Below are 7,768 nucleotides of genomic sequence, written 5' to 3'. Positions count from 1 at the left end.
CGGGACACGCTTGACCTCGATGCCCAGGGTCGGGACGTCGCAGATCTTGATGGTGTTGTTCTCGGAGGCGTTGATGGCCTCGGAGAGGTCCTTGCCGACCTTCTTGTCGTCGACGTCGAAGGCGAGCACGAACTCGACGTCGTTGACGTGGTAGTCACCGAAGACGACGTGCATGAGCCCGGGGACGCTGCCGGAGGGGTCGGCGTCCTTGTAGTACTCCACGCCCTGGATCAGGGAGGTGGCGCAGTTGCCGACTCCGACGATGCCTACTCGTACCGAACCCATGGGGCTCTCCTTCTGTGCTGGTCCTGCTGCTGGTGGATGGTCAGTCGTGCGTTGGCGGGATGCCGGCGCCGCCGACGACCCGTGCTGGGGATGGGGGTGACGCGGATGGTGCGGGGGTGACGTCGCCGCGCTCGGCCCGGATGAGGTCAGAGAGCCACCGGACCTCGCGCTCCACCGACTCCACCCCGTGGCGCTGGAGCTCGGCGGCGTAGCGGTTGACCTCGGCCTGGGTGCGCTCGAGCTCGTCCTGGACGCGCTGGAGGCGCTCCTGGAGCCGCGAGCGACGGCCCTCGAGGACACGGAGACGGATCTCCATGTCGGTGGAGGAGAAGAACGCGAACCGGATGTCGAAGTTGTCGTCCTCCCACGCCGTGGGCCCGACCTCGGACATGAGGCGCTGGAACTCGGCGTTGCCTGCCTCGGTGACCTCGTAGACGATGCGGGGCCGACGGCTGGTCGGCGTCGCGGTGGCGGCGACCTCGGTGATGAGGTTGGCCCGCAGCATCTTCTTCAGTGCGGGGTAGAGGGAGCCGTAGGACAGCACCCGACCCCACCCGAGCATCAGGTTGAGCCGCTTGCGCAGCTCGTAGCCGTGCATGGGTCCCTCGTGCAGCAGTCCGAGGACTGCGAGCTCGATGGTGTCTCCACGGCGTGCCATGTGACCTATCGTACCGATATATCCGTCGGTGACGAATCAGGGTTGACGCGCGACTCCCCGTAGGCTTGTCGGGTGAGTGCGAAGCGAAGGGCCACCGGTCCAGCACAGACCCGGCGCCCCCAGCCCAAGCGCACCGGGCGACAGCGCGCGGCCAAGGTCGCGAAGGTCCTGGGGATCCTCGGGGTGGTCGGCGCACTGGTCGCGGCCGGCGTGGTCGTCGTCCTCTACCAGGCGATCAGCATCCCGACGCCCAACTCCGCCTTCCAGGCCCAGACGACCTTCGTCTACTACCAGGACGGCAAGCAGCAGCTCGGCACCTACTACGAGGACCAGAACCGCGAGTCCATCCCGCTCGCGAAGATGCCGCAGACGATGCAGGACGCGGTGGTCGCCGCGGAGAACCAGACGTTCTGGACCGACAAGGGCATCGACCCCAAGGGCATCCTGCGCGCGCTCTTCTCCAACGCTCGGGGCAACGACCGCCAGGGCGCCTCCACGATCACCCAGCAGTACGTCAAGATCCTCTACCTCACCAGCGAGCAGAGCTACAAGCGCAAGATCAAGGAAGCGGTCGTCTCGCTCAAGATCCAGCAGCAGCTCAGCAAGGAGGAGGTGCTGGAGGGCTACCTCAACACCATCTACTTCGGCCGCGGCGCCTACGGCATCGAGGCGGCGTCGAAGGCCTTCTTCAACCACCCGGCGAGCGAGCTCAGCCTGCGCGAGTCGGCGGTGCTGGCCACGGTGCTCAACAACCCGGCGAAGTACGACCCGGCCAACGGCAAGGACGCCAAGGCGGACCTCAAGGGCCGCTACGCCTATGTCCTCGACAGCATGGCCGAGCTCGGGAGCATCACCTCGGAGGAGCGCGACCAGGCCCTCAAGCGCCTGCCGAAGTTCCCCAAGGTCGCGGCCCAGAGCCAGTTCGGGGGCCAGAAGGGCCACATGCTCGCCCTGGTCAAGCAGGAGCTGCTGTCCAAGGGCATCGCCTCCGAGGAGGAGATCGACGGCGGCGGCCTGCGGATCACCACGACCTTCGACCCCGACGTGATGGCCGACGTCGAGGCCGGCGTGCTCGACGAGAAGCCCGAGGGCTTCGGCGACAAGGAGCTCCACATCGGTGCCGCGACCATCGAGGTCGGCACGGGTGCGGTCCGCGGCTTCTACGGCGGGCAGGACTACCTCCAGTCGCAGATCAACTGGGCCGCCACCGGCGGCATGGCCGGGTCCACGATCAAGCCCCTGACCGTGGCCGCGGCCATCAAGCAGGGCTTCTCGCTCGAGGACACCTTCGAGGGCAACTCGCCCTTCGAGTTCCCCGACGGCACCGAGGTGCGCAACGAGGGCACCGGCAGCGACGGTCTCGGCAACGACTACGGCTCGGCCGTGACCCTCGTCCAGGCCGGCGAGGAGTCCATCAACACCGCCTTCGTCGACATGTCCGACTCGATGGAGGACGGCCCGCAGTCCATCTACGACATGGCGCGCGCGCTGGGCATCCCCGGCGACACCCCGTCCAAGAAGTACCCGGGCATCCCGTCCAGGTCGGTCGACTTCACCCCGTCCGACACGCTGATCACGCTGGGCAGGGGCCGGGTCAGCCCGATCAACATGGCCAACGCCTACGCCACCATCGCCAACGGCGGCGAGCGGGCCGACGCCCACGTCGTGCAGAAGGTCGTCGACAAGAACGGCGAGACCCTCTACGAGTGGAAGCCCACGACCACGCGGGCCGTCGACGAGGACATCGCCGCCGACACGTCGTACGTCATGCAGCAGATCGTGCAGAACGGCACCGGCGCGGCCGCCCAGGCCCTCGGCCGCCCGGCCGCCGGCAAGACCGGCACCGCCACCGGTGGCGCCGAGGAGTACGTCTCCTCGTCGTGGTTCGCCGGCTACACGCCGCAGATGGCGACCGCGGTGATGTACGTCCGCGGCGACGGCGACGACCGCATCGACGAGTGGCTCCCGTCCTACTTCGGTGCCGTCTACCCCGCGCAGACCTGGACCGGCATCATGCAGCGCGTCATGGACGGCATGGAGGTCGAGGAGTTCCCGGAGCCGGCGTACGTCGACGGCGACGCCCCCGAGGACGGCCACGAGTACGTCCCGCCGCCGCCCCCGCCGCCGCAGCCGACCAAGCAGCCGACCAAGGAGCCCACGGGCGGCGTGCCGACCGAGACTCCGACCGAGACGCCGACGGAGACTCCGACCGAGACGCCCACCGAGACCCCGACGACCCCGGTGCCCACCACCCCGGTCCCGACGGAGCCGGTGCCGACGACCCCCGTCCCCACGACGCCGGTGCCGACGACCCCGGCCCCCACGACCCCGGTGCCGCGTCTCGAGTCCCGCCAGCAGCCCCCCGACGTCCGACCCTGAGGCCGGTCGGTGGACCAGTCCTCGCACGAGTCACCCACCCGCACCGACCCGGTCGCCGCGGCGATGTCCGCGGTGGTCGGCGGACCGCTGGGTGACCATGCGGCCGGCCACCGCTGGTGGCAGGCGTCCCGCGCCCTCCTCGGCGCGACCGCGGTGGTGCTGGCCGCGGGCATGGTCGGCAAGGCCGCCTGCGTGCCGTCGGGGTGGGGCAAGGACAACCAGCCGTTCGCCGAGCTCTGCTGGACCGACCTCGCCGGCAGGTCCGCCTCCGCCGGCACCCCGCCGCACGTGGCCACGTGGCTGGAGCGGCTGGCCGGACTGCTCCCGGGCTCGGGCACCGTCGCGACCACGTCGGCGCTGGCCGTCATGCTCGCTGCCCTCGCCCTGCTCGCCACCGCCCTGCTCGTGCGCGTCGAGCCCCACCGGCCGTGGGCAGCAGCCGGCTGGGCGATGGGACCGGTCCTGATGGTGCACTGGCTCTCGTGGGAGCTGGTCGCGGCCGTCGGCGTCGCCGTGCTGCTCTGGGGGTGGACCACCGGGCGAGGCTGGCTGGCCGGCGTCGGGGCCGGCATCGGGGCGGCCTTCGCACTGCCGGTCGCCGTGGCCTTCGTCGGCGTGATCGCCGTGGGCGGCCACCTCCGCGACCGGGTGGACGCGCTGCTCGCGGCCGCGGCGGCGTACGTCGTGGTCACGCTGCCCGGGCGCGCCCGGGGCGAGGAACCCGACGTCGGCTCGATCTGGCTCCTGTTCCAGCAGGCCGGCCTCGGCGGGTCCCGGACGTCGCGCGCCGTGGTGCAGCTCGCCGTCCTGGCGCTGGCGGCCGGCGTCGTCTGGTGGCTGGTGCGCCGGACCGGGCGGCCGACCGCGCTCATCAGCGCCCGGGCCGGACTGGTCATGCTCGCTGCCGCGCTGGTGGTCGCGCCGTCGGCCCCGCCGGAGCACGCCCTGCTGGTGCTGCCGCTGGCCGCGATCGCCGTACGACGCTGGCGCGACCTGCTCGTCTGGCAGGGCCTGCACCTGGTCAGCTGGGTGATCACCGGCTGGTACCTCGGCCAGGCCCTCGTGCCGACGGTCACCGACGACGGGCGGGCCTACTGGCTGGCCATCCTGCTGCGCGTGGCCGGGCTCGGGTGGCTCGTGTGGGCGGTGCTGCGCGACGCGTCAGTCGATGACGACGCGGTCGAAGTCGGTCGCGGTGAACCGCACCCGGACCTCGATCTGCTCGCCGACGCGGGGCACGCGCGCGCCTGACGGCACGAAGAGCATCGACGCCTGCATGTGCGGCGGCTCGGCGAAGAGGCGCTGCTTGCCGTCGATGGAGAAGGGCGAGCGGACGAAGCCGACCGCGTCCAGGCCACCGCGGGCGAGGGTCGCGGCCCGGGCCCTGAGCGACTGGTCGCCGGTGGGTGCCTCGAGGCCGATGCCGTGCGCCGTCCCCCCGCTGACCACGACGAGGTGACCGGCCTTCGGGACGCTGCGACCGCGGTAGCCGAAGACCTCGCCGCGCTCCACGTCGTGCACGTCGAGCACGGTGGCGCGGACGGAGAGCGCACCCCGGTCGCCGAGCCAGAGGTCGGTGCCGATCCGCGGGCGCACGGTGAAGTCGGGGTAGGTCGCCGCGAGCCGGGTGAGCTCGTCGTGGGTGAGGTGCGAGACGAACACCGTGCGCGTCGGCAGGCCCGAGGCGACGATGTCGTTGATGAGCCGGCTCACCTCGCTGAGGTGCGACGTGGTGTTGAGGGGCAGGTGCATGGCGACGCCGCGCAGCCCGCTGCGCCGGGAGTCGGTGCCGGCGAGCAGGGCCTCCGCCGCGCCGGCGAGGTCGCGGCGGGTCATGCCGTGGCGGCGCATCGAGGTGAGCTGCTCGAGCACGAAGCGGGCGTCCGGGTCGTGCGCGCGCAGCGCGGCGAGGTCCTCCGGACGGCTGACGGTGTGCACCACGCGGGCGGCCGTGCGGGCGTCGAGCTGCAGGGCGGCGCCGAAGGGACGCCACGGGGTGAGCACGAGGAGGTCGCCGTCGTAGCGGGAGGCCACCTCGCCGATCTCGTCGTACGTGCCGACCGCGAGCACGTCGAGCGGCGCACCGGTCTCGTCGGCGTGCTCGGCCAGCCACTGCGCCCGGCGGGCGAGGCGGCCCAGGGTCAGGCCGTAGCCGTTGCCCTTGGCCACCGGCACGATGCCGGGGAACCGGGTCACGGTCGTGAGGAGGTGGTGGCGCCAGCGCTCGCCGTCCACCGTCAGCGTGAGGCTCATGAAGATCTCAACCCCGCCGGGCGAGGTAGAGCTGGAAGGCCTTGTAGATGACGCGGTTGATCGGGAGGTCCCACTCGCCGGCGTACTCCACGGCCTGCCCACCGGTGCCGACCTTGAACTGGATCAGCCCGACGTGCGGGTCGTCGGCATCGAGGGTCTCGGTGATGCCGCGGAGGTCGTAGACCTCGGCCCCGGCGGCCAGCGCGTGCCGGATCATCGACCACTGGATGCCGTTGGAGCCGCGGACGTCGCGCTTCTCGGTGGACGAGGCGCCGTAGGAGTACCAGGCGTGGGTGCCGACGCGGATCGCGATGGTCGCCGCGACCAGGTCGCCCTCGTGGCGGGCCAGCCAGAGCTGGATCCGGTCCGGGTCCTCGGCGGCGAGCGCGTCGTACATCGTCTCGAAGTAGGACAGCGGCCGGGGGGTGAAGTGGTCACGCTCGGCGGTGTGGGCGTAGAGGTCGTGGAAGGCCTTGAGGTCGGTGCGCTCGCCGAGGCCGACCTCGACGCCGGACTTGTCGGCCTTCTTGATGTTGCGGCGCCAGAGCTGGTTCATCCCGGCGAGCACGTCGGCCTCCGAGCGGGGCGTGCCGTCCGCGTCGGCCAGCGGGATCTGGAAGTTGAACTGCGGCTGGCCGGCGGAGAAGCCGCCCTCGGCCGACTGCGGCTGCCACCCCAGCTCGTGGAGCTGCGCGATCACGCACGCACCCTCCTGCGAGCGCTCCAGGGGAGGTACGTCGCCCAGCCGGCGGGTGGACTCGTCGGCGATCCCGGCCTTGACCTGCTCGGCCGACCAGCGTCGCGTGACGACCGGCGGGCCCATCCGCACCGCGAACGCGCCCTGGGACTTGAGGTGGGCGACCAACGGGGACAGCCACGCCTCGAGGTCGTCGCCGGACCAGTCGATCACCGGGCCCTCGGGCAGGTAGGCGAGGTAGCGCTTGACCCTGGGCAGTTGGCGGTGGAGCACCAGCCCGACGCCGACCAACTCGGTGTCTCGGAACCATCCGACCGACTCGGCGCGCCACTCGGACTTCACCGCCGCCCACGCGGGCGTCTGGAGGAAGCTGGCGGACGACCGGCCAGCAATGAAGTCGCGATGCTCCCGGGGAGAGATCGGGCGCAGCGTCAGGGGGGTCGTCACCTCGGAAAGGCTACAAGGGACCAGACACGACCCCCGTACGTGTCTGGTCCCTTGTGACTAGAGACGCACGCGCTGCGGGTTTGGTTGCACCCGTGTCAGAACTTTCTTGACAGATTATTCGCTCAGACGCGCTCGCGGAGCCAGGCGAAGTCGGCGCGGTGCTCCGCGGCCCCACCAGGGGTCTCGCAGATGACCGGCGCCCCGGCCTCGCGCACCACGGCGGCGAACTCGTCGGCCGGGAGGTGTCCGTGGCCGAAGTTGGCGTGGCGGTCGGCTCCGGAGTCGAAGTCGTCCCGCGAGTCGTTGGCGTGCACCAGGTCGATCCGGCCGGTGATGGTGCGGATCCTCTCGACGGCGTCGCCGAGCTCGATGCCCCCGGCCCAGGCGTGGCAGGTGTCGAGGCAGAAGCCGACCCGCTCCGAGCCCTCGGCCGACGAGATGGCGTCCCAGACACCCGCGATCCGGTCGAGGTGCCGGGCCATCGCGTTGTCACCGCCGGCCGTGTTCTCGATGAGCAGCGGGATCTTGAGGTCGGTGGCCTCGACGGCCTTGCGCCAGTTGTCGAAGCCGACCGCCGGGTCGTCGGTCTTGTTGACGTGACCGCCGTGGACGATCAGGCCCTTGGCGCCGATCTGGGCCGCGGCGTCCATGTGCTGCTGGAGCAGCTTGCGGCTCGGGATCCGGATCCGGTTGTTGGTCGTGGCGACGTTCACGATGTAGGGCGCGTGCACGTAGAGGTCGACCCCCGCCTCCTCGGCCCTGGCACGCAACCCCGCCGCGCCGCCCTCGAACCGGATCTCCGGGCCCTTGTAGCCCTGGGGGTCGCCGAGGAAGAACTGCACCAGGGGGGCCTGGCGCGCCTGCGCCTCCGCGACGGGGTCGGCCTGGGCGACATGGGCACCGATGGCGAGCGAGGTCATGCGGCCCAGCGTAGGAGCACCCACAGACAGCCGGCCATCACGGCGAGCAGTCCCGCGACGGCCGCCCACGCCGTCCGGTCGGCTGCGGTACGTCGTGTCCCGACGCCCGGCACCGGCCCGAGCCGATCG

General features: G+C 71.5%; 6 protein-coding genes and 1 pseudogene. 2 read left to right on the top strand and 5 right to left on the bottom strand.

Features of this window, described 5'->3' with window-relative positions:
* Both JWN97_RS08050 and JWN97_RS08045 read right to left on the bottom strand, forming a co-directional pair.
* A pseudogene (locus JWN97_RS08050) lies at window positions 1-285 on the bottom strand (inositol-3-phosphate synthase); the annotation flags it as partial.
* Window positions 286-325: 40 nt separating this feature from the next.
* Window positions 326-943, bottom strand: coding sequence for a PadR family transcriptional regulator (locus JWN97_RS08045; RefSeq protein ID WP_297621106.1), 618 nt, complete (start codon window positions 941-943; stop codon window positions 326-328).
* Window positions 944-1,015: 72 nt separating this feature from the next.
* Between JWN97_RS08045 and JWN97_RS08040 the strand changes: the two genes are divergently transcribed.
* Both JWN97_RS08040 and JWN97_RS08035 read left to right on the top strand, forming a co-directional pair.
* On the top strand, window positions 1,016-3,322 hold the full coding sequence (locus JWN97_RS08040) for a transglycosylase domain-containing protein (protein ID WP_297621103.1): 2,307 nt from the start codon (window positions 1,016-1,018) through the stop codon (window positions 3,320-3,322).
* A gap of 9 nt (window positions 3,323-3,331) precedes the next feature.
* Window positions 3,332-4,573 carry a hypothetical protein gene (locus JWN97_RS08035; RefSeq protein WP_297621100.1) on the top strand — a complete coding sequence of 414 codons (1,242 nt, stop codon included), beginning with the start codon at window positions 3,332-3,334 and terminating at the stop codon, window positions 4,571-4,573.
* Here the strand turns inward: JWN97_RS08035 and JWN97_RS08030 are convergent.
* The 3 genes from JWN97_RS08030 to JWN97_RS08020 all read right to left on the bottom strand — a co-directional run bounded on the left by JWN97_RS08030 (window position 4,484) and on the right by JWN97_RS08020 (window position 7,639).
* Window positions 4,484-5,575: an alanine racemase gene (locus tag JWN97_RS08030; protein WP_297621095.1), complete on the bottom strand. Its 1,092-nt coding sequence runs from the start codon at window positions 5,573-5,575 to the stop codon at window positions 4,484-4,486. The two genes, JWN97_RS08035 and JWN97_RS08030, sit on opposite strands and share 90 nt — an antisense overlap.
* A gap of 7 nt (window positions 5,576-5,582) precedes the next feature.
* Window positions 5,583-6,719: a peptidoglycan bridge formation glycyltransferase FemA/FemB family protein gene (locus JWN97_RS08025; protein ID WP_297621091.1), complete on the bottom strand. Its 1,137-nt coding sequence runs from the start codon at window positions 6,717-6,719 to the stop codon at window positions 5,583-5,585.
* A gap of 122 nt (window positions 6,720-6,841) precedes the next feature.
* On the bottom strand, window positions 6,842-7,639 hold the full coding sequence (locus JWN97_RS08020; RefSeq protein ID WP_297621088.1) for a deoxyribonuclease IV: 798 nt from the start codon (window positions 7,637-7,639) through the stop codon (window positions 6,842-6,844).
* Window positions 7,640-7,768: the final 129 nt, after the last annotated feature.

It is taken from the genome of Nocardioides sp. (genome assembly GCF_025965415.1).
Classification (GTDB): domain Bacteria; phylum Actinomycetota; class Actinomycetes; order Propionibacteriales; family Nocardioidaceae; genus Nocardioides.
Note: the sequence above shows the minus strand (reverse complement) of the source record. Positions and strands in the feature narration are given on the sequence as shown.